Consider the following 18812-nt stretch of genomic DNA (forward strand, 5'->3'; position numbering starts at 1 on the left):
AGGAACTCAATGGCCATTGGCATGGGCGAATTAAAAAAGAATTTGAAAATTGAAATACAGGGCGTGCCTTACCGCATCGTGGAATACCAGCATGTCAAACCGGGCAAGGGTGCGGCCTTTGTGCGGGCGAAAATCAAATCGTTTTTAGACGGCAAGGTGATTGAAAAAACTTTCCACGCCGGCGACAAATGCGATGAGCCCAATTTATTGCAAAAACCCATGCAATTTCTCTATTTTGACGGCAGCAGCTACCAATTCATGGACACAGAAACCTATGAGCAAATCGCTTTGAGCGAGGATCAAGTGGGGGACGCGCCCAAATGGATGCTCGATGGCTCCCAAGTACAGGTGCTCTTTCATAATGAAAAGGCAATTTCTGTGGAGGTCGCCCAAGTGGTGGAGTTGAAGATCACAGAGACCCCCCCCAATTTCAAGGGCGACACCTCCAGTGCCAGCAAAAAACCCGCCACGCTTGAAACTGGGGCGGTGGTGCAAGTGCCCTTCCATGTGCTCGAGGGCGAGGTGATTAGAGTCAACACCCAAACGGGCGAATACCTCGAAAAGGTGAAATAAACCCCTTTACGCTCCGCTTGGAGGCGTATTTTAAAACCCCTTTAGAAGTGCTCCTTAAACCCTTCTTTTCCCCTAGTCGTTTTTAACGCCCCCCGCGATCTTTTGTGAAATCGTGATGGTTTTTTGTGGCGTTCTCTAAATTCAATTCATCAAAAATCTTTTTCATACCTGCCGCGATTTGTTGGATGGTTTCAGAGGCTAAGGGTTTGATCTTCTCTAGGGCCGCTTGGAGTTTGGCTTGGTCGTAGAAGTTCACTTGCACCAACATGAAGACCTCTTCATTGTTGGGGTTGACATACTCGCCCAGTTGCACCCCATGCCCTAAGCTGGCAGCAATGGCTTGGATGATTTGATTAAAGATCGCATCATCATAGGGTTTTTGGTGGGCGTTTTGGCTAGCAGTGTAAGTTGCCTTGAGCTTGTCGGCAATGTGGATCGCCACTCTAAAGCGGGCGCGATCTCTAGCGATCACCTCCGATCGCTGCACCTGTCCATCGATCACATGGGAGCTGTCGATCCCTTGTGTGGTGTACCCACTCATGTCCTGCACCATCCAACTGGGCATGTCTTGTAAAAAGACTGCTTGTTTGGGGCCTGAGCTACACGCTCCTAAAATGAATGCACTAGCTAAGATGAAAGCGATACGCCTAGACATTTTAATCCTTTAATTTAAGTTGATTCATTGTAGCAAAATCTGCCCTTGCAAGCCGCCACGCCCCCGCCACTAGGCTGCCAAGGGCTAAAATAACCAAGGCGCACAGGTCGTAACGCACTGCGTTAAAGGGAGCGGCAAATTGGTTGAGCATCACAAAACCCGAGATGCCATGCGTGGCAGGGATGAGCTGCAGAGGCAGGCGCAAAAAAGCAGGGATGAGCTCGGTGGGCCAAATGAAGCCCATCATAAAAATTAAGGGCAAAGAGCTGAAAAGGACAATTTGCGTGGCTTGGGCAGGCTTACTCAAGAACGAGCCAAAGAACACCCCACAGCTTGCCACCGCAAAGAGAAAGACCACGCCAAAGATCAGTAATTGTGTGGGGTTGGCGTGGATGTGCACGCCATAGTAGGGGAAGAGCATTCCAAAGTAGAGCAGTAAATGGAAAATGTAGATCAAGGTGAAGCACAAGACACGCACAAAGCAGATTTTTAGAGCCTCCCCAAAGCCCTTAAAGCGTCTAGGGTTGGCACAGGTGATCGCCCCCGCCCCGATCAAAAGCGTTTGGTGCAAGATGAAAATAAAGACATGGGCGATGGCGTAGTTAAGATAGCCAAGGGAGGGGTTGTAAAGTGGGATGGTTTGCAGATCAAAGAGATTGTGCTCAGTGGTGCGCTCGCTTAGGTATAAATCCTTGTAGATTTTGACCCTTTGGCTTAGGGCTTGCAGAGTCTCTAGCGTGGCGTGGGCGATGGTGCTGTAGATGAGAAAGTAGTTGGCGTTGGCATACAGCTCAATTTTTGCAGGAACGCTCGTGTATACATGCCGCTCAAAAAATCGAGGGATCAGCACGATCCCAAAGACTTTTTCTTCTTCTAAGAGTTTCTTGGCCTCTTGAATGGAGCTTGGGCGGTAGGTGATCCTCACCCCCTGCGTGCTTTCTAGCATTTGGGTAAACCTATAGGACAAGTGGCTGTGGTCGTGATCCACTAGGGCGATGGCTTGCCGTGTTACAATGTCGTTTTTATAGGGCAGGGGGTAGAGCATGGCATAAAAGAGCGGCCCACCGATGATCACCATCAGCACCCCAAGGTGGCTAAAAATGCCCTTAAGTTCGTCTGCAAATACCTTTAGCATGCCCGCTCTCTTTTGGCAAAAAGGGCAAGCCCTAGTACATAAAAGAGCCAAAAGACCGGCAAGTGGGCGATGGCTTTTAAGGCTAAATCTAGGGGGGCTTGGTAATAGTCTAGGGCAATGGTGGCTTTTATGAAGTAAGTGGCGGGCAAGAGCGCGCTCCAAAATTGCGCTAGGGCGGGCATGTTGTCTGTGGGGTAGGTGACGCCCACAAACGCTAAAGAGGGGGCGGTATAAAGGGCGATGAAAGAGGCCACGCGCATCGGCTCTTTCAGCAAGAAAAAGAAACCCACCACCACGCTAGAGATCGCCAAAACCAACAGTACACAAGAGAACAGTAATAGTCCCCAGTGGGCGTTGTAAGGCTTCAAGTAAAAGAGCATCAACGCCCCCCATGCGCTAAAAATGAGCGTGTTGAGCCCCAAAGCCACCCACACTTCACGACCATTTTGGCACATCTGCACAAAGTTAAACATCCCCAAAGCCGCCAAGATCTGCCACATGCAAGGCAAGATCGCCATCAGCAAAAATTGCGCATAGTTGTTGTGCTCGTTAAATAGGGTGTGTAAATCGACATACATGGGGAAGGCTAGGGCTTTGGCGGTGTTTAAATCGCTGTGCAGCTTTAAATTCGTGGCGACATCTTGCTTGATTTCTAGGGCGGAGAGAGTGTATAAAAAGGCGTTTAGCAAGGTCTTGCCCACCAGCACATAGGTGGCGTTGTAGTATAGGGCTATGGGGGTTTGCACGCCCAGTTTGACCTGACGCTCTAAATTCTTAGGGATCACCACCACCCCATAGATTTTTTTAGAGGCCAAAAAAGGCTTGGCTTGGTCTAAATTGCTGTAAAAATGCGCCACATTAAGCGCACTACTGGCATTAAGCGAGCGCACCATTTCGTGGCTTAGTTGGCTGTTATCCAAGTCCACCACCCCGATGTTTAGCTGTGTAGGGATTTGTTGATAAAACAAGGCGATCATAAGAAGCCCAAAGAAAAGTGGGGCTACGCACACCGCCATTGCAAAGCGCGATTGGAAAAACTTTGCCCACATCTTAGTCGCTAGGGATGTCCACCAACACGCTCATGCCCACCCGCAAAGCCTGCATGTCCTTTAGGGGCGTGGCTTCAATCCCAAAGCTTTTCATGTCGTAGCTTTGGCTGCTGTTCGTGCTTTTCCAAGTCGCAAAATCGCCCATCACCGCAATATGCGTAACCTTAAACTCCACGCTCTCTTTCAAGGCGGGGATGTAGCCTGTAAAGCGCGCCCCTTTTTTAAAGCGGCTCAAATACTTTTCAGGCACGCTTAAATCCAACCACGCATGCGCAGTGTCGGTAACCAGCACCACAGGAAAGCCCTTGGGGCTTAACTCTCCACCATAAAGCAAGACATTGCTCACCTCGCCATCGATAGGGCTGTAGGCCTTTTTATCCCTTAAAAACGCCTGCACTTCGTTGAGTTGCCCTAAAGCGGCCTGCTCTTTCTCTTTAGCGGCGATCTTGCTCTCATTGGACGCACCCTCTAGAGCGAGTTGGTATTGCTCGTAAGCGGCGTTTTTCTTAAAGGTTGCGCTTTGAAAGGCTGCGTAGGCTTCATCGCGCTTTTGTAAACTCGCCACGCCCTTGTCATATAGGCTTTGGATACGTTTATAGGTTTCTTCGGCTAAATCGCTTTGCGCCTTGGCAGCTTGGTAAACATCTTTTGCGCTCTTAATGGTTTGGCTGCGGCTACCCCTAAGCACTTCATTACTCAAGGCTTTGGCGGCTTTGTGGCTGGAGCTGGCTTGTAGTAGTTTTGCCTCCGCTTCGGGGCTGTCGATCGTAAAAACCAAATCCCCTTTTTTAATGAAGTCGCCCTTTTTGACTAAAACGCTCTCCACCCGCCCGGCAAGCTTGGAGCTCACGCTGTACTCTCTAGCCTCTATAAAGCCTTGTAGGCGTTGCTGTTTGTGGTTGTAGGCGCTGTAATACACCTGCCCGAGCCAAATTAAAATCCCCACCGCTGCCAAAGCAACCACAATAACCGGGGTTCTTGCTGTCTTCACTCCACTTCCTTAGTAAACAAAGTCGTAAAATAGGTCTGTATGGCCGCTAAGCACCATTAAATCCACCAATGCGCTGATGTATTTGTAGGCGTGGGTCTTTTGCTCTACCAAAATGCCCGCCAAAGAGTTGCGCGCGTCCACCACCATCGCGTTGGTCGCCATGCCCTGGTTGAACGCCTCTTCTTGCAATTTTAAATTTTCTTTAGCCAGCTCCACGCTCGTATCTAAACTTTTATACTCTTTGAGCAAGGATTGGCATTGCAGGTAGGTTTTATGCACCAACAGCTCCATATCCTTTTTGGCTTGGCTTTGCAAGGCGGAGGTTTGTAGCTCGTCAATCTTAGCGGCTTGGTAATGCATGATGCGCCCATTGGGGGTTAAAATGGGCAGCCTCGCGCCCACGCCCACAAACCACTCGGGGATCATATTCATCATTGTGGAGTTGTTCTCTTTCATCAAGTACGCCCCAAAAAAATTAAAATGGGGGAGAAACTTTGCTACTTGTAATTTTGTCATTTGCTGTGCACTCTGTTGTTTGATCGCCAGACTTCTTAACACAGGGTAAGAGCTCAAGGTTTCTTGCACAAAAAAGTCCAAACTAGGCAGGGCTTTGGGGCGGATGTTTAAATGCGCTGTGGGGGCAAAGTGGGCTTTGGCCACGGGAATGTTTTGGCTGCTTAAAATGGTGTTAAACGCCAAAGTCGCCACCTCTAGCGCATCATCAGCTTGCATAGACTTGGTTTTGCTCTTTTCATACGCCACCTGCGCGCTTAAGGCCTCCACTTTGGCGATTTGCCCCGCTTTTAGGCGTTTGAGGGCATTTTGGTAGTGCTTTAAATGCCCCGCTTGCACGCCCTTAAGCACCTCATCCACCTCCATATTCAGCACCAAGCCATAGTAAATTTTGACCAACTCTTGAAAGGTGGAGAGCCTTTTAAGCCGGGACACCTCCATCGACTCTTTATGTGCCAAAGACGCTAATTTAGTCATATAAAAACGCTCTCCGCCCATATACAGCGGATAAATGATGCTCAAAGCCCCCATCACAATGTTTTGTTTAGAGAACAAAAAAGGCTGATTCAACGCCCCCATTAGCCCCGCCGTCCCCTGTGCCATCACCCCGCTCAGCGTGCCCGCTAATCTTTGGAAAGGTGCGCCCATTTGGGCGATCTGTTCGAGTGAAGGTTTTAGGGAATTTTCCAACCCGTTAATATTGTTTTGGATTTGGGTGCGTTGCCCTGCACTCACAGGCTGGATCTCAATGGTCTTGCCTAAGTGCACATAAAAGGCGCTCAAATCAATTTCAGGTAAGAAAGAGAGCTTGGCGGCTGTGCTTAATTTTTTTGCTTTTTTCTCGGCGTAGTCCTGCGCCTTGATGCCATCGTAGTTGGCCAACACCATACCCCACGCCTGCTTGAGCGTGATTTTCGTGGATTTATCCGTCTGCAGAGTGCTTAAACTTGTAGAGTTTTTAGCTTCTATTTGCAAGGGGCTGAGCTCCGTTTGTGCCGCCAGCACGCCGCTAAGTAGCCCCACCAACACCCCAAACCGATCATTGCGCATCATAAATCCTTTTTTACGAGCTTGAGTTTGCGAATCCGCGTCTTGTCCATGTCCAACACTTCAAAAATACACCGCTCATCGCCCACTACATCGCCCACCTCGGGTAACCTCTCTAGCAAGCTAAAAACATACCCCCCCAAAGTTACCTGCTCGTAGTTATGCTCAAAGCGAAAGCCCAACAGCTCCTCCACACTCTCTAAATCCACCCGCCCGTCGCATTCAAAGGTGTATTCATCGACCTTTTTAATCCCCTCTTTGCTCTCATTTTGTCCCTCAAAAATGTCGCCCATGATTTCCTCAAAAATGTCGTCCATCGTTAAAACCCCCGAAGTCCCCCCATACTCATCCACCACCAACGCCATGCGCCTTTGCTGTTGGTTCATTTTAATGAGAATCTGCGAAATGGACGCGCTCTCGGGCACAATCAACACCTCTTGCAATAAATGCTTTAGGTCAGGTTCTTTACGCTCCAAGAGGGGGGTGGATAAAATGTCCTTGATGTGCACCACGCCTAAAATATTGTCCTTATGCCCCTCGCAACAAGGGTAGCGGGTGAAGGGGTGCTTTAAAATCGTTTGCAGGTGCTGCTCATGGGTCTGCTTGGTGTCTAAACAAACCATGTCGCTACGCGGGGTCATGATCTCTTTGGCACTTGTGTCTGAAAAATCCACGGCGTTTTTAATCAGCTCCTCCTCCACATAGTCGATCACCCCCCCTTTTAAACTCTCCCCCACGATGATTTTAATCTCTTCCTCCGAGTGTGCGCTGTCCTTTTGCGGCTCAATACCAAAGAGTTTGAGCACCAAGCGCGCCAAGAAGTCAAAGAGATTGACGATGGGATAAGAGAGCATCCAAAAGGCATGCAAGGGCCGAGCTATCCACAAAACCACGCTCTCTGCCCGCACAATGGCAACCGACTTAGGCACAATTTCGCCCAAGATCACATGCAATAAAGTGATGCAACAAAAGGCGAGCACCACGCTTAGGACATGCACAATGGCGTGCAGGGCGGAAAAATGCACCCATTTATGCAGCATAAGCGTGATTAAATGTGCTAGGGCGGGTTCACCCAGCCAGCCCAGCCCCAAAGAAGCTAGAGTAACGCCTAGCTGCGTGGCACTTAAATAGGTATTCACTGAAGCGTTGATTTTTAGGGCAAGGGTGGCATTGGGGTTGTTATGAAGGCTTAGTTCTTCAAGTTTGGAGCGCCTGACCTTGACAATGGCAAATTCAGAGAGCACAAAAAAGGCGTTGCACAACACCAAAACAAGGGCGAGAGCGCACATCGCAAGCGACTCATAAACTTCCAACTACTCTCCTTAAAATTAGCCTAATAAACCCTAGTCTATAGTCTATTCCACAAAGAATAATTAACGGACAACCAGCCTAAAGTCTCTCAACAATGTTAAAGGTGTCTATTAAATAGTATCCTAAAGCTCCAAGTAGGGCGGAAATAGGCACGGTGATGAGCCATGCGGTGATGATCTTTTTGATCACCGAGCGCTTGACAAGCTCACTTTTATAAGCCTTCTTTAGGTGCTTGCGCTCTTTTTTACTAAGGCCCACGGTGTACTCTAGGGTGTTGTTTTCCTTTTGCAAGGTCTTTAAGTAGGTGAGCATCTCTTTTTTCTGTTTGGGGTTGGCCTTTTCAAAGCGATCTAGGAAGTTTTTAATCACGCCCGCATCTTCGCCATGGTGCGCATCCAAGATCATTTGTTTCATCTCAAAGAGCCGTTTTTGCAAGAACTCGCGCAAAAAGCCCACCCCAAACACCGCCCCGATGGTGATGTGCGTGGAGCTCACGGGCAAGCCAAGCTTTGAGGCGAGCAAGACCGTGATCACAGTCGCCATTGCGATGCAAAAGGCTTGCATTTTGTCTAACTCGGTGATCTCACTGCCCACGGTTTTAATCAAGCGGGGACCATATAAACTAAGCCCCGTGGCGATGCCAAGCCCCCCAACCAACATGATCCACAAGGGGGCATACGCCTTTGTGGGGATGGCGTGGTGTCCCCACTCTTGCAAACTCTGCACAATCGCCGCAAGGGGCCCCACAGCATTAGCCACATCATTAGCCCCGTGGGCAAAGCTAAGCAAGGCGGCGCTAAAGACTAAGGGCAGGGTAAAAAGCGTGTGCACGCTCTCTTTGGTGTTTTCTAGGCTGTTTAACTTAGAAGCCACATAACTTTTAAAGACATGGTAGGCGAGTAGTCCCACCCCCACGCTTAAGAGAAATTCGTTAACCAAGCCTAGCGGCGTGCGTAGAACCTTTGCCAGCATATACCAGCTAAACGCCAAGCCCATCACCCCCACCACTAGGGGCATCGCCTTTAGGGCGGCGTTTTTCTTGTCTTCTCGATCGCTGATGCTCTGCTTAAACAAGACCATAAGCCCCATCGCAATCCCCCCGCCCATCACAGGCGAGATGACCCAACTAGCCACAATCCCACCCAAAAAGGGCCAATCCACAGCCCCAGCCCCCCAGCCACCAGCCCCGCCCCAAGCACCCCCCACAATGGAGTGTGTGGTAGAAACCGGCGCGCCAATGGCCGTAGCTAAATGCAACCAAATCGCCCCCGAGAGCAGTGCTGAAAACATCATCCCCACAAAAACCGTGGTGTTTTGGATGTGCTCGGGATCGATGATCTTGCCCTTAATGCTTTGCACGACTTCACTGCCTGCTAACACTGCGCCTAGCACTTCGCACAGAGCCGCCGTCAAAAGCGCCATGCCTAAGGTGATTGCCTGAGAGCCCACCAGCGGACCGACATTGTTAGCGACATCGTTCGCCCCGATGTTCATCGCCATATACCCACCCACAACTGCGCTTAAAGCGAGCAAGGGTAGGTGTATGGGCGTGTGGCTACAGATGAGCGCCAAGCCCGCCGCCGCCACGACAAACACAACAGCCAGAGTGATCTTGACATTGTCTCTTTGGAGTTCTTTAAAGGCCTTTTGGATAGAACCGGTGGGTTTAGTGGTTTTAGATTTCATGGTAAGCTTTCATTGACGGCTAGAACTTTAATATAAAAATCTCTAAGAAACGCTTAAACACTACGCTTAAAGTTCCTCATTTTTTACACCCTCTTATCTTAATATTTGGCGGGTGTAATCCGCCATTAACTTTTGCTCCTTGTAGTTTACCAACGGCCTTATAAGAGGTATCTTGCCATCCAAAGGGGGTTGTCAGCGTGCCAGGCAAACTCACAGACCACTAAAAACCTGCTTTTCACAAAAAAACAAGTCCCTAGCCAAATCGCCGCGTGCCTTAAGCAAAGCAACGTCTTATGGCTTGCAGTGAGCACCGCCGTGGTGTCGCAATTTTGCCCGGGGCAAAAGGTCGCATGCTTTCCACATCTAAATGGCACACCATTGGGCACGCTGTGTAAGGTAGGGGTATGCATTGGAAACCCCATCCATCCCATGCCAAGATAAAATCCGCCACACAACGCCCACCACCTACAGCACCACAAGCAAAGTTGCCATCATCGGCCTAGCCGATGAGGCGAGCTTTGTAAAATACTCCCACTTAGGTATAGCAAGAACCCCAGAGGTCATGGCTAGGGAGCTAGACCCACACTTCACCCACTGCACCGACATGCCAAGCCAACAAGAGATGAATACCACACTCTTAAACACATTTTACAAGTTTTGCAAGTTCTCTATATAGAACAAACTTATGTGCTCCAACGGGATAGAAGAGGGGAAACCAAAGCTTTGCAAGGGGCTTAGCAGAGAGGCTTACCAACTCAAATTTGGTGCGCTTAAAGATGGGCTAGAAAACTTAAAAGGACACCTTAGGCAAACTGCAAGCTAAAATTAGAGCCCTAAGCCCCCTACACCTCTTGTATGCAAGGCTTGTTGTATAAAGAAACCTTGCAAAAAGATTTTGCCTTTTATGGAACTTGTAAACGCTTTGTGTCTGTATCGGTGATCTGTGCTTTCATTGCTTTTTTGCTACAATTACTCCTATGTTAAAACACCTCATCAGCACACAGGATTTAGATAATGCGCAGGTTTTAGCCCTACTAGATCGGGCAAATGGATTTTTAGACAAGAGTGTTAAAGCCCCAAATTTCAGCCACAAGAGCGTTACAGCCCTCTTTTTTGAGCACTCCACCCGCACGGTGGCGAGCTTTCAAACCGCCACAGCCCGCCTAAACGCCCACTTCAACGCCTTTAGCGTGCAAACCAGCTCTGCCAAAAAGGGCGAAACTCTGCTAGACACGCTCTATAACTTGCAGGCGATGGGGATCGATTTATTCATCATCCGCCACCACCACTCTAGTGCCCTGCCCTATTTAGCCAAGCACCTAGAAACCCCCCTAATCAATGCGGGTAGTGGAGCGTTTGCCCACCCAACGCAGGCTCTCCTAGACTTACTCACTCTACATAGGCATTTTAAAGGGCAACTTAAGGGCAAAACCATTGCCTTTGTGGGCGACATTAAAAACTCAAGGGTGGCTAACAGCAATTTACAACTTCTACCTAGATTTGGGCTAAAGCCCCTTTTAGTCGCTCCGCCCCACTTCTTGCCCAAGACTTCCTTTGACTACACCCACGAACTGCAAGAAGCCCTAGAAGTGGCGGACATTGTGATGAGCTTACGCACCCAAACCGAACGGCATTCTTTGCAAACCTATGGCTCTTTGAAAGACTACGCCTATAAATATTGCCTCAAGGCGGACATGCTCAAAAAAGAAATCGTGGTGTTGCACCCAGGCCCCGTGCATAGAAACATTGACATAGAAGACAAGCTTTTAAGCGATCCGCGCTGTCAAATCCTAGAGCAGGTGAAACTCGGCGTGGCAATGCGGATGGCTTTGATAGAAGCTCTATTAAGTCAAAGCCTTTAAGAGTTTGCTAAAAGCGTCCTCAAAGGCTTTAAGTCCCGGCAATAAAAGAGAATGTCTGCCCGGGTTATAACCTGAGTTTGGCCGCGTTTTTTCTAAGTCCAAGCCCAAATCTTGCATGGTTTCTTTGATGTGCTTGATGGAGGTTGTGGGCGCGCTGGGGGTTTCGTGGTAGGCTTTTAGAGCCTCTAGGGGGGCGGTGGTGATGCTGTGCTCTAGCTTTAGGGCTTGTAGGTAGTAGTCTTTAGGTAAATTGGGGTCCTTTGTGCCAACACTGGCAAAGAGCGGATAGACACGGCTTGCCCCCACGCTTTGGATTCTATGGTAGCACTCTAGGGCGTTGGCGATGCCAAATTGGTTTAAAAGCGTGGCTTGGGTGCTTTGGCTTAGACGGTTGTTTTTGTCTTGTAAAAGCCGGTTAGCTAAGGTGTCTAGCCTAGAGACAAAGATGCTCACCACACCCATGGGAGCTTTTTTAAGCGCAAGGGCGCAATCCCCAGCGCGCTTAGGATCAAAGACTAAAGTTGCATTCAGCGGGATGTTCTTGTCCTTGGCTAAATGCTCCATGGTCTCTAGCCCTGCCTGGGTGGCGGGGACTTTGATCATGGCATTTGGCATGCCAATGCGCCCAAACAATGCCCGCGCTTCCGCCACGCTTGCCCCCACATTGTCGGCTAAAAAGGGGTCGATCTCTAGGCTGATGTAGCCCGTAGCTTTGTTTTTCTCCCAAAAGGGCAGTAAAATCTCAGCGCACCTTTTGATGTCGGCGATGACTAAATGCTCGTAAATGTCCTTCGCTCCCATTTTGGCGTTTTTAAGCTCCGTGATTTGCGCTTGGTAGGCTTGAGACTCCAAAGCCTTAGCAAAAATAGACGGGTTAGAGGTCGCCCCCACAATCTGCCCCTTTTTTAGGAGAGTTTGAAACCCGCTTTCTAAAAAATCCCGCTCAATAAAATCACACCATAAGTAAAAGTCTTTCATGTTTTATCCTTGTAAAATGCCCGCACCACTTGGCAATCCTCAAAGGGGTGTAAGCTGTCGCCGATGATTTGCATGTTCTCGTCCCCCTTGCCTAAAATCAGCAAAATCTCGTCTGCTTTAAGCTCACTTAGGGCTAGCTCAATCGCCTTTTGGCGGTTTGCCTCCACCACCACGCTGGGGCGTTTATTTTCAGCAATGCCCCCTAAAATGTCTTTGATGATGTCTAGGGGGTCTTCGTGTCTTGGGTTGTCGCTGGTGATGTAGGTTTTAAGGGCGTGGGTGGTGGCGACTTGCCCCATTAAAGGGCGTTTACTTTTATCCCGATTGCCCCCTGCGCCAAAGACAACTTTAATTTTCTGCCCGCTAAAGCTGTTAAAAATCTGCGTGAAACCATCGGCGGTGTGGGCAAAATCCACCACTACAAGGGGGTCTGTGTGCGCCACTTCTAAACGCCCCTTCACGCCTAAGAAGTTTGGCACAAGGGCGCAAATGTCTTCTAGAGGTTTATCGGTGAGTAAGCGCACACAAAGCACAGCCCCTAGAAGGTTGTAAAGGTTATGTCGGCCGATAAGCGGGGAGTGCAGTAAAGAGTTTTCAGCCGGGGTTTTGGGGGTTAGCTTGAAGTTTAGATGTGCGCTTAAAGTCGGATTCAGGCTGTAAGCATCCACGCTTAAATGGCTCTTATGCTCCAAACCATAGCCATAGGCGTTGCTGGGGTTGAAGCGCACCACAGGGTCGTCTCGATTGATGATCTTTAGTCCCTCGCCTTGAAAAAAGGAATTTTTCACGGTTCTATAGGTCTCTAGATCCTTGTGATAGTCTAAATGGTCGCTGGTGATATTTGTATGTACCCTTGCCACAAAATCCAAGCCCACAATGCGCTCTTGGGCGAGGGCATGTGAGCTTGCCTCCATAATGAAATACTCCACCCCTTGAGCTTGTGCTGTGACTAAGTCCATGTAAATTTCTAGTAGGCTAGGCGTGGTTAAACCCTTTTCTTTCACCCGCTTGTCGTTGATGAAAAACCCCCTTGTGCCAAGCAAAGCGCAAGAGCACCCCGAATCTAAGAGCAGTGAGTAAATACAACTTGCGGTGGTGGTCTTGCCATTGGTGCCCGTAACGCCCACAATTTGAAGCGATAAATTTAAAAGCCTATAGAGTTCTAGGGCTTGTATGGTGGGTGTTTTGGGCTCTTTGGCTAAATGCGCCTGCACGAAGGGAGCGTTGCTTGGGGTTTGCACTAAGAGGGTGCTGTTGTCAAGCTCTCTTGTGTCCTCGCTTAAGTGGGTGAAGTTCCGGGCGTTGTGGGTGAGGGGGTGAAAGTGTTTCATTTTGCGGCTTGCTTTTCTAACTCTAGGGCTTTTTGTAAAATCGCACTCACGCGCTCATCATACCACAAGAGCTCGCGCATGTTCTCAATGTAGGAGATGGACATTTCATAAAAGCCGTTCTCCACAAGGCTTTCTAAGAACTCGTAAAAGTCCTCTTTCTTGTCAAAAATGACTTTCGTGCTAAACATTAAGTCCTCAAAAACCTCTTTAAAGTCCCTACCCACACACATGGCCTTAAAGTCGGCGTATAAAATCCCCTCCAAACTTTCGGCCTTGAGTTGGTTTTCTGCGCTAAACACCTGCGCCATTTTACTCAGGCTATCGTCAAAAGATGCGATCAAATCTAAAATTTGGTGCTGGATGCTGAGCTTATAACGGCGTGGTTGTGAATCTAACAAACTTTGGTACAACTCATAGAAACTGTGCGCCTCTTTGGGGAAGTCTAGGGCAATGTCGCTTAAAAGAAGACCGATCTTGGCGTGCGAGTCCATCGGGTCTAAGAACAACGCCTGCCCGAATAAAAACCCCGCTCTTGGGTACTCCTTGTGTAAAAACGCCTTGTAGCCCTGCGTGCAAAAGGTGCGCTTCTTGGGGTCATTTGTCATTAAAGAGGCTTAAGAAAACAACTCTTTATAGCGTTCAGGCGACACATGCACGACTTGCATGTCCGGGTGAATTTCCTCTTGCAAACAACGCTCAATGCCAAACTTTAGAGTGTTTGCGCTAGACGCACAGCCCCTACACGCCCCCTCTAAACTCACATACACCTTAGCCTCTTTAATGCCCAAAAGCACCACATCGCCCCCGTCCCTTAAGAGCATAGGGCGGATTTTCTCTAGGGCTAACTCCACGGGTTTTTGTAATTCTGCATCACTAAATACCATGCAACACCTCCAAAAGTTTTCATTATAACGCAATATACTCTAAAACTTTGTTTATCGTGTTAAAGGGTGCTCTTAAGACTCAATCTAGGGGGTATTTATGATCTTATCTTGTAATTTCTTCTCAGTTGCGCTTAGAGGCACACCACCTTCTAGCACCAAAGCGATAACGCTACAATCATCAAAAGTCTTTTCTTTAACCCGTTGCTCCAATAGGGTTTCTAAAGCCCTAATTTCTCAGTTCAAAGCCAAAACCTCCACTTTTTGTATTTTCAAGCCCGTAGAGCGTTAGAGAGCTAAAGCATCAACGGATTAGCTGCCATGTGTCGCTTGTAGACCCCCTGTGGCTCTAAAATCGCTATCCACGCAAACAAGTAAAAACCTAAACACAAAACCTTGCAAATGGCGCAGAACAAAAACAACAAGATAAGCAAGAGTATAGAACCCGTGTGGCAACGATGAAGGATTTCTTTGGTGTGCGGAGTTTTGGGGACGTTATCAAGCCCGCCACTAAGTTTTATAATTTCTACCGCTCGAATAGTGAATCACCCACCCGCTAAAGACGGGTGGGCTTCTTGCTTCAACGATCCATAACTAGCTATATCCAGTATGTAGCCATACTTGGTTACAACCCCATCAGCGGAATCTCCACAAGCGTAACTTCGGGTCATCCCTACCCTAGTTTTATCTACCTTGATAGCGTGTCGCTCATCTAGCATTCCCAAAGCATAGTTTCTAATGTTGATGCTAGCATTGAGGTCTCTGTGATGGTGTGTTTGACAACAAGGGCAGACAAAATTTCTAATATGGAGTGGCTTTTTACGGTATTGCTCCCACAGGTCGAGCAGATTTGAGAGCTAGGGAAGTATTGGTCAATTTTGATAAGGGTTTTACCCTTCCAACCAGCCTTATATTCTAATAGACTAATAAGCCTAGACCAGCTGGCATTGGCAATGCTCTTAGCTAGTTTGTGGTTTTTGACCAAATTCCTAACTTTCAAGGTTTCTACTGCTAGCAAATCGTATTGATTGGTTATCTCATTACTGATTTTATGTAGGTAGTCCTCTCTGCTATTGCTGATAGAGGCGTGGATTTGTGCCACTTTCTTTGCTTTGCTTTTTTCTATTACTAGAACCTTTGAGTTTTTAGACAATCTCCTTTGCGCTTTAGTGAGTTTGGTTTGTAGATTCTGGAAAAACTTTTTATATGGGTAGAACACGCCATTACTGGCGATGACTAAAGACTCTAAACCCATATCTAAACCCACAGCTTTTCTGATAGTTGTGGGTTTAGGTTCAGGCTTATTGTCCTCATAACTGACAGAGAGATAGTATTTATCTGCTACACAAGAGATAAACCCCTGTTTGACGATAGAGTTTGTAGGCAAATGCCTATGAAACTTGGCTTTAATAGCTTCTTTGAATTTGGGTAGCTTGACTTGGTTGTTTCCTAAATCCATCTCTAAGTGTTGCGGGACACAGAAAGATTGCTTGGCATACTTCTTAGATTTGAATCTAGGATAATCTGCCAGCTTAGAGAAAAACCTATCAAAGGCTGTTGTCAGCTGTCTTAGTGCCATCTGCAAGCTTTGCGAATTGCATTCACTTAGATAAGCATAAGACTCTTGTTTTTTGAGAGTAGTAAGCACCTTTTGCATGCTGAAGTAATTTTCTTTAATGCCTAGTGCGTATTGCTTTTGGCGGTATGCTAAAAAGTAATTATAGATCACTCTAGCACAACCAAAATGCTTGTGTATCAAGGTTTTTTGTTCAACACTAGGGTAAATTCTAAACTTTATTGCTTTAAGCAATTTCTTACGCCTTAACTATTTTACATTATTATAACATAATTTTATAAAATATTTTTGAGGTGTAGAGCTATGAAAGAAAACCATTACAAACTCAAAGGCTATTTATCCACAAACAGGAGCAAACATAATCTAAAAGCCCATTTGATTTTAGTGTGTAAATACAGAAAAAAGTTGCTCGTAGGAGATGTGGCTATTTTTATAAAGTCTGTGGTTGAGGAGATAGAGGAAAGTTCAGATTTTATCATCATAGCAATGGAGACAGACAAAGACCATTTACACTTGATGATTCAGTATATCCCTAGAGTGTCTATCAGTTCCATCATCTTGCGCATCAAGCAGATTACCACTTATAGGGTTTGGAGAGAACCAAGATTTATCCCGTTCTTGCGCAAGCATTTTTGGAAAGAACAAAAGTTTTGGACAGATGGATTTTTGCCTGTTCCATAGGAGAAGCTAACCCAGAAACTATCAAAAGATACATAGAAAATCAAGGGTAGAGGGCATTCATCCCACCCGCTAAAGACGAGTGGGATTTCTGCCGGAGAGTTTTAAAATGGTTGGATTTTGATAGTTTTGCCGCCATTATAGCGTTGCCTAAAGCAATATAACTATCGTGGTGGTTTCTGTCATCTAGGCTTGGGTCTTGCAAGGAGGTCATTAAGCAGAGCGTTTGGCTTAATCAAAGCTTCGCCATCTTAAGTTCACCAAAGTTATCCATGCTATTACGAAAATTATTTGAAGCTTCAATGTCTAAGTCCATCCACCATCCCTATAAACTCTTGCAGAGAAAATTTAAGTCTCCCGCCCTCTTGTAATTCTTGCACCACTTCTAGTGTCTCTTGATATTGCACGGATACGCCTAGAAAGACAAGATTTAGCAATGATAATAAAGCCGAGGTTGTGATGTATCTACTTCTTAGTATCCATAACCGCTGCTTTTACTAGGAAAATCTACTTAAACATTTAATAATTGATAAATATAAGACAACATTAGAAAAATCATGCGTAATCATGTTGTAGATAAAGCAATGCCACTTAATAGAGGAAAACATGATGAGGTAAAATCGTTAAAGGGGAAGATATGGGGTGCATGACACCTTACTTGCAAATTAACAGGCGAACTTATGAGCATACTTTAATGACTAGGCAGTCTGCTTTCCAACCACATAAGGGGAACACTTTGCAATCTTCGTTTTGGCTAGTTTGTCCTGTGAAGCTAAGAGAGAATTTTTAGTCTCGCTTTTATGTTACAAAAAACAATTTACACAATTTACTTGATCGACAACAATATCATAAAACTTAAAATCAAGGTGATTCCACAAAAGATAAACATGCTAAAAAACTTGCATGGTTTAAAGCTAAAAGTCAACCGACCGGAAGCACATGTGAAATGCTCTTTACCCATTAAGTGCAATGCCATTGTTGGTAAGTGCAACATGACCTATTGCAGTGCTCCCCATCAAAGATAAAGAGATTGAGATTAGGCAAGATGAGAGGAAAAGCAGGAATAAAGACCTGGAAAGGACTTAAAAGCTTAACAAGCAACATCGAATCCCTGACCTAAGAATTTAAAAACAGCGATGAATACGGGGAAAATCTTGACACAGGCGAACATAAAATAGACATTTAGAAAAACAATCAAAGACTTAGTGAAAGAAAACGCCAGTCTTAAAACCAAGACAGGGTTAAAGAACAACAGGATTAAAAATCCTAAGTGATGAAATGATAAAGCTAAAGAACACGGATATGCGCTTAGAAATGCTTCGCAAAGGACTAAAATTAAAGAGCTTAAAACACAAAGAGATGAGTTACAAAGTAATTAACCAAACAAACCAAGATCGCTAGACGATTAAAAGCCAACTTGGCACAAATTAAAGCTACCAAGGTACATAAAATACCACAAGAAAAACTCAAATATTGACAAGTCTTTTGGGTCTAAATTGATATGCTGGGTTTGTAAGCCCACTTACAAGAAGATTAAGATACATTTTCGTTATCGTTATATTCAAAATTTCCAAGATATTATAGTTGTGGCTTTTGCTTAGAATTTCAAAAATTTTAAAAGATATCTCCTGGAACGCTTGACTATTTTATAGAATTATTTTGTTGTGCTGAACCCCACGCAAATTTTTCTTTGAGGATTTTAAAGTAATTGCGCTCCAACGGCTGGAGCAAGGTGGCTTGGCGTTTGGCGGCATGGATATTTAAGACCTGTTTGGGCTTTAAGGTGTGGCGTACTTGCCCGTCCGCCACCACAATGCAGGCTTGAGTGGACACCACTTTTAAGCACGCCCCAGCCCCTAAAATCAGCGGCCTTTCACTAAGAGAGTGTGGGGCAATAGGGGTGATTAAGATGTTTTGGCATAGGGGGTCGAGCACACTCCCACCCACGCTGATGTTGTAAGCGGTGGAGCCCAAAGGTGTGGCAAAGATGAGTCCATCCACTTTGTAAGTGTTGACCAACACCTCGTCAATGAAGAGCTGTAATTCCAACATGCCATAGTAGTCTTTCTTGCTCACCACTAAATCATTAGCGGCCAAAATGCACTGTTTGCCTATTTTACCCTCCAGCATTAAATGCTCTTGGGCTTTGTAATCCCCCCGCTTCAAAGCCTTTAAGAAAGCCAGAGCACCCTCTAAATTTGTGGCTGTTAAAAAACCCAAATGCCCTACATGTATGCCAAAGCAGGGCAAATTCAAAGGGTGGCGCAGGGCAGCTAAGAGCGTGCCATCCCCACCCAAACAAAGCAGGGCTTCATTGGGGTGATAGGCGGTGGGCGACTCTAGGCTGTAGAGCATTTTGGCCTCTTTCAAGCAAGCCTCTAGGGCGTGTAACATTTCAGGCTCTAGGGCAGGTTTGAGCAGGATATAAACATGGCTTATGGGTTCAAGACGCATTCAACAACCATTGGAATTTAAAGATGGGGAACACCCCCAGGGAAAACCCTAGGGGTTAAAAAGGAGGGGGGCTCGTACACTAACACAAAAGA

Annotated in this window: 15 protein-coding genes and 2 pseudogenes; 4 read left to right on the top strand and 13 right to left on the bottom strand. The window is 46.7% G+C overall.

What is annotated here, in order from left to right:
- Nucleotides 1-9: 9 nt before the first annotated feature.
- Nucleotides 10-573 carry an elongation factor P gene (gene efp, locus K6J74_RS03145; protein ID WP_221272421.1) on the top strand — a complete coding sequence of 188 codons (564 nt, stop codon included), beginning with the start codon at nucleotides 10-12 and terminating at the stop codon, nucleotides 571-573.
- Nucleotides 574-655: 82 nt separating this feature from the next.
- Here efp and K6J74_RS03150 read toward each other — a convergent pair whose 3' ends face one another.
- The 7 genes from K6J74_RS03150 to K6J74_RS03180 all read right to left on the bottom strand — a co-directional run bounded on the left by K6J74_RS03150 (nucleotide 656) and on the right by K6J74_RS03180 (nucleotide 8960).
- Complete coding sequence (locus K6J74_RS03150; RefSeq protein ID WP_221272422.1) at nucleotides 656-1228, bottom strand: hypothetical protein; 573 nt, start codon at nucleotides 1226-1228, stop codon at nucleotides 656-658.
- A gap of 1 nt (nucleotide 1229) precedes the next feature.
- The gene (locus K6J74_RS03155; RefSeq protein WP_221272423.1) at nucleotides 1230-2363 is read right to left on the bottom strand and encodes an ABC transporter permease; all 1134 of its coding nucleotides are present in this window, start codon (nucleotides 2361-2363) and stop codon (nucleotides 1230-1232) included.
- On the bottom strand, nucleotides 2357-3412 hold the full coding sequence (locus K6J74_RS03160) for an ABC transporter permease (RefSeq protein ID WP_221272424.1): 1056 nt from the start codon (nucleotides 3410-3412) through the stop codon (nucleotides 2357-2359). Before K6J74_RS03160 ends, K6J74_RS03155 begins: the two co-directional genes overlap by 7 nt.
- A 1-nt stretch (nucleotide 3413) precedes the next feature.
- Complete coding sequence (locus tag K6J74_RS03165; RefSeq protein WP_221272425.1) at nucleotides 3414-4403, bottom strand: HlyD family secretion protein; 990 nt, start codon at nucleotides 4401-4403, stop codon at nucleotides 3414-3416.
- A 9-nt stretch (nucleotides 4404-4412) separates the two neighbouring features.
- The gene (locus K6J74_RS03170) at nucleotides 4413-5966 is read right to left on the bottom strand and encodes a TolC family protein (RefSeq protein ID WP_221272426.1); all 1554 of its coding nucleotides are present in this window, start codon (nucleotides 5964-5966) and stop codon (nucleotides 4413-4415) included.
- Complete coding sequence (locus tag K6J74_RS03175; protein ID WP_221272564.1) at nucleotides 5966-7252, bottom strand: hemolysin family protein; 1287 nt, start codon at nucleotides 7250-7252, stop codon at nucleotides 5966-5968. The genes K6J74_RS03170 and K6J74_RS03175 overlap by 1 nt, the downstream gene beginning before the upstream one ends.
- A gap of 100 nt (nucleotides 7253-7352) precedes the next feature.
- Nucleotides 7353-8960 (bottom strand): inorganic phosphate transporter, encoded by a 1608-nt coding sequence (locus K6J74_RS03180; protein ID WP_221272427.1) that lies wholly within the window; start codon nucleotides 8958-8960, stop codon nucleotides 7353-7355.
- Between the two features lie 409 nt (nucleotides 8961-9369).
- Between K6J74_RS03180 and K6J74_RS03185 the strand changes: the two genes are divergently transcribed.
- Nucleotides 9370-9636, top strand: a complete 267-nt coding sequence (locus K6J74_RS03185; protein ID WP_221272428.1) for a hypothetical protein — start codon at nucleotides 9370-9372, stop codon at nucleotides 9634-9636.
- Nucleotides 9637-9937: 301 nt separating this feature from the next.
- The gene (locus K6J74_RS03190; RefSeq protein ID WP_221272429.1) at nucleotides 9938-10822 is read left to right on the top strand and encodes an aspartate carbamoyltransferase catalytic subunit; all 885 of its coding nucleotides are present in this window, start codon (nucleotides 9938-9940) and stop codon (nucleotides 10820-10822) included.
- Here the strand turns inward: K6J74_RS03190 and tal are convergent.
- The 5 genes and pseudogenes from tal to K6J74_RS03215 form a co-directional block, all read right to left on the bottom strand.
- Entirely contained in the window at nucleotides 10805-11800 is a 996-nt protein-coding gene (gene tal / locus K6J74_RS03195; protein ID WP_221272430.1) for a transaldolase, read from the bottom strand. The two genes, K6J74_RS03190 and tal, sit on opposite strands and share 18 nt — an antisense overlap.
- A complete protein-coding gene (locus tag K6J74_RS03200; RefSeq protein WP_221272431.1) occupies nucleotides 11797-13131 on the bottom strand; it encodes a UDP-N-acetylmuramoyl-L-alanyl-D-glutamate--2,6-diaminopimelate ligase in 1335 nt (444 codons plus the stop codon). The genes tal and K6J74_RS03200 overlap by 4 nt, the downstream gene beginning before the upstream one ends.
- A complete protein-coding gene (locus K6J74_RS03205; RefSeq protein ID WP_221272432.1) occupies nucleotides 13128-13736 on the bottom strand; it encodes a histidine kinase in 609 nt (202 codons plus the stop codon). Before K6J74_RS03205 ends, K6J74_RS03200 begins: the two co-directional genes overlap by 4 nt.
- A 9-nt stretch (nucleotides 13737-13745) precedes the next feature.
- Nucleotides 13746-14015 (bottom strand): NifU family protein, encoded by a 270-nt coding sequence (locus tag K6J74_RS03210; protein ID WP_221272433.1) that lies wholly within the window; start codon nucleotides 14013-14015, stop codon nucleotides 13746-13748.
- Between the two features lie 542 nt (nucleotides 14016-14557).
- Nucleotides 14558-15822: pseudogene (locus tag K6J74_RS03215) on the bottom strand (RNA-guided endonuclease InsQ/TnpB family protein).
- A gap of 69 nt (nucleotides 15823-15891) precedes the next feature.
- Between K6J74_RS03215 and tnpA the strand changes: the two are divergent.
- Nucleotides 15892-16319: pseudogene (tnpA, locus tag K6J74_RS03220) on the top strand (IS200/IS605 family transposase).
- 1588 nt (nucleotides 16320-17907) lie between these two features.
- Here tnpA and K6J74_RS03225 read toward each other — a convergent pair.
- A complete protein-coding gene (locus K6J74_RS03225) occupies nucleotides 17908-18720 on the bottom strand; it encodes an NAD(+)/NADH kinase (protein WP_221272434.1) in 813 nt (270 codons plus the stop codon).
- Nucleotides 18721-18812: the final 92 nt, after the last annotated feature.

Source organism: Helicobacter sp. NHP19-012, from assembly GCF_019703325.1.
Classification (GTDB): Bacteria; Campylobacterota; Campylobacteria; order Campylobacterales; family Helicobacteraceae; genus Helicobacter; species Helicobacter gastrofelis.

Bases quoted from the DNA above. Each gene is read 5' to 3' on its own strand.
- K6J74_RS03210 (WP_221272433.1), bottom strand. From the start codon at position 14,015: ATGGTATTTAGTGATGCAGAATTACAAAAACCCGTGGAGTTAGCCCTA.
- K6J74_RS03160 (WP_221272424.1), bottom strand. From the start codon at position 3,412: ATGTGGGCAAAGTTTTTCCAATCGCGCTTTGCAATGGCGGTGTGCGTA.
- K6J74_RS03225 (WP_221272434.1), bottom strand. From the start codon at position 18,720: ATGCGTCTTGAACCCATAAGCCATGTTTATATCCTGCTCAAACCTGCC.
- K6J74_RS03170 (WP_221272426.1), bottom strand. From the start codon at position 5,966: ATGCGCAATGATCGGTTTGGGGTGTTGGTGGGGCTACTTAGCGGCGTG.
- K6J74_RS03155 (WP_221272423.1), bottom strand. From the start codon at position 2,363: ATGCTAAAGGTATTTGCAGACGAACTTAAGGGCATTTTTAGCCACCTT.
- K6J74_RS03190 (WP_221272429.1), top strand. From the start codon at position 9,938: ATGTTAAAACACCTCATCAGCACACAGGATTTAGATAATGCGCAGGTT.
- efp (WP_221272421.1), top strand. From the start codon at position 10: ATGGCCATTGGCATGGGCGAATTAAAAAAGAATTTGAAAATTGAAATA.
- K6J74_RS03180 (WP_221272427.1), bottom strand. From the start codon at position 8,960: ATGAAATCTAAAACCACTAAACCCACCGGTTCTATCCAAAAGGCCTTT.
- tal (WP_221272430.1), bottom strand. From the start codon at position 11,800: ATGAAAGACTTTTACTTATGGTGTGATTTTATTGAGCGGGATTTTTTA.
- K6J74_RS03175 (WP_221272564.1), bottom strand. From the start codon at position 7,252: ATGTGCGCTCTCGCCCTTGTTTTGGTGTTGTGCAACGCCTTTTTTGTG.
- K6J74_RS03200 (WP_221272431.1), bottom strand. From the start codon at position 13,131: ATGAAACACTTTCACCCCCTCACCCACAACGCCCGGAACTTCACCCAC.
- K6J74_RS03150 (WP_221272422.1), bottom strand. From the start codon at position 1,228: ATGTCTAGGCGTATCGCTTTCATCTTAGCTAGTGCATTCATTTTAGGA.
- K6J74_RS03205 (WP_221272432.1), bottom strand. From the start codon at position 13,736: ATGACAAATGACCCCAAGAAGCGCACCTTTTGCACGCAGGGCTACAAG.